Origin of the sequence: Mesorhizobium sp. M7A.F.Ca.CA.002.05.1.1, from assembly GCF_003998335.1 — a bacterium.
GTDB lineage: Bacteria > Pseudomonadota > Alphaproteobacteria > Rhizobiales > Rhizobiaceae > Mesorhizobium.
Genome location: NZ_RZQI01000898.1, coordinates 1 through 2,387, shown reverse-complemented (window position 1 = coordinate 2,387; position 2,387 = coordinate 1). Strand labels below are relative to the sequence as shown.

The 2,387-nt window shown below is 65.4% G+C and carries 3 protein-coding genes; all 3 read left to right on the top strand.

What is annotated here, in order from left to right; genetic code table 11:
* Positions 1 to 1,037 (top strand): thiamine pyrophosphate-dependent dehydrogenase E1 component subunit alpha (locus EN939_RS30210; protein ID WP_164751352.1); only part of this gene is annotated, 1,037 nt, incomplete at its 5' end.
* Positions 1,038 to 1,040: 3 nt separating this feature from the next.
* Positions 1,041 to 2,054 (top strand): alpha-ketoacid dehydrogenase subunit beta, encoded by a 1,014-nt coding sequence (locus EN939_RS30205; RefSeq protein WP_127271317.1) that lies wholly within the window; start codon positions 1,041 to 1,043, stop codon positions 2,052 to 2,054.
* Between the two features lies 1 nt (position 2,055).
* Positions 2,056 to 2,387, top strand: a 332-nt coding sequence (locus EN939_RS30200) for a biotin/lipoyl-containing protein (protein ID WP_292696916.1), incomplete at its 3' end; no start/stop codon positions are given.

Here is a 2,387-nt window from a genome sequence, read left to right as displayed (position 1 = left end):
GTCCCTGGGCCGGCCTGCTCTCCGATGAGGAACTTCTGGCCGGCCTGCGCCACATGATGACGCTGCGGACCTTCGACGCGCGCATGCAGATGGCGCAGCGGCAGGGCAAGACCTCGTTCTACATGCAGCATCTGGGCGAAGAGGCGGTGGCTTGCGCCTTCCGCAAGGCGCTGGCGCCGGGCGACATGAATTTCCCGACCTATCGCCAGGCAGGGCTGCTCATCGCCGACGGCTATCCGATGGTCACGATGATGAACCAGATCTATTCCAACGAGGCGGATCCGCTGAAGGGCCGGCAACTACCGGTCATGTATTCGTCGAAGGAGCACGGCTTCTTCTCGATCTCCGGCAATCTGGCGACGCAGTACATCCAGGCGGTCGGCTGGGCGATGGCCTCGGCGATCTCGAACGATTCGCGCATCGCAGCCGCCTGGATCGGCGACGGCTCGACGGCCGAATCCGATTTCCACTCGGCGCTGGTGTTCGCCTCGACCTACAAGGCGCCGGTCGTGCTCAATGTGGTCAACAACCAGTGGGCGATCTCGACTTTTCAGGGCATTGCCCGCGGCGGCTCGGGCACATTCGCGGCAAGGGGGCTCGGCTTCGGTATCCCGTCGCTGCGCGTCGACGGCAACGACTATCTCGCCGTCCATGCGGTGGCCAAATGGGCGGCGGAGCGGGCGCGCAGCAATCTCGGGCCGACGCTGGTCGAATATGTCACCTACCGCGCCGGGGCGCATTCGAGCTCGGACGATCCCTCGGCCTACCGGCCAAAGACCGAGTCCGACGCCTGGCCGCTCGGCGACCCGATCGTGCGGCTGAAAAACCATCTCATCGCGCTTGGCGTCTGGTCGGACGAGCGGCACGCGCAGGCCGAGGCAGAAATCCTCGACACGGTCATCGCGGCGCAGAAGGAAGCCGAAAGCCACGGCACGCTGCATGCCGGCGGCAAGCCGTCGACGCGCGACATGTTCGAGGGCCTCTACGCCGAGATGCCGCCGCATCTCAGACGCCAGCGCCAGCAGGCGGGAGTCTGAGCCATGCCGAGACGGACCATGATCGAGGCCATTCGCGATGCCATGGATGTATCGATGGGGCGCGACGACAAAGTCGTCGTGTTCGGCGAAGATGTCGGCTTCTTCGGCGGCGTCTTCCGCTGCACGCAGGGCCTGCAGGCCAAATACGGCAAGAGCCGCTGCTTCGACGCGCCGATCAACGAATCCGGCATTGTCGGCTCGGCCATCGGCATGGCCGCCTATGGGCTGAAGCCGTGCGTGGAGATTCAGTTTGCCGACTACATGTATCCGGCCTACGACCAGCTGACCCAGGAAGCAGCTAGGCTGCGCTATCGCTCCAATGGCGATTTCACCTGCCCGATCGTGGTGCGCATGCCGACCGGCGGCGGCATCTTCGGCGGCCAGACGCACAGCCAGAGCCCGGAAGCGCTGTTCACCCATGTGTCGGGGCTGAAGACCGTGGTGCCGTCCAACCCGCACGACGCCAAGGGGCTCTTGATCGCGGCGATCGAAGACCCCGATCCGGTGATCTTCCTCGAACCGAAGCGGCTCTACAATGGTCCGTTCGACGGCCATCACGACCGGCCGGTGACGCCGTGGTCGAAACATGAGCTCGGCGAGGTCGCCGACGGCCACTACACTGTGCCGCTCGGCAAGGCGGCGATCCGCCGGCCGGGTTCCGCCATCACGGTGCTCGCCTACGGCACCATGGTCTATGTCGCGCAGGCCGCGGCCGAGGAAACCGGCATCGATGCCGAGATCATCGATCTCAGGACGCTGCTGCCGCTCGACCTCGACACGATCGTCGCTTCGGTCAAGAAGACCGGGCGCTGCGTCATCGTGCATGAGGCGACGCTGACGTCGGGCTTCGGCGCCGAACTGTCGGCGCTGGTGCAGGAAAACTGTTTTTATCACCTCGAAGCGCCGGTTGCTCGCGTTGCCGGCTGGGACACGCCCTATCCGCATGCGCAGGAGTGGGATTATTTCCCCGGCCCCGCCCGTGTCGGCCGTGCCTTGCTTGAAACCATGGGGGCCTGAGATGGGCGAACACATCATCAAGCTGCCCGATGTCGGCGAAGGTGTCGCCGAGGCCGAGCTGGTCGAGTGGCACGTCAAGATCGGCGACATGGTGCGCGAGGACACGGTGCTCGCCGCCGTGATGACCGACAAGGCGACAGTCGAAATCCCGTCGCCGGTCGACGGCGAGATCCTGTGGCTGGGCGCCGAAATCGGCGACACGGTGGCGATTGGTTCGCCCATCGTGCGGCTGAAGGTGGCGGGCGAGGGGAATGTTGTCGCAGACACGAAATCGCCAGAGGTCACAGCGGCATCTACCCCCACCCCTAACCCCTCCCCACAAGGGGGAGGGGG

Excerpts from the sequence above, each read along its gene's own strand:
- EN939_RS30205 (WP_127271317.1), top strand. The coding sequence starts at position 1,041 with ATGCCGAGACGGACCATGATCGAGGCCATTCGCGATGCCATGGATGTA.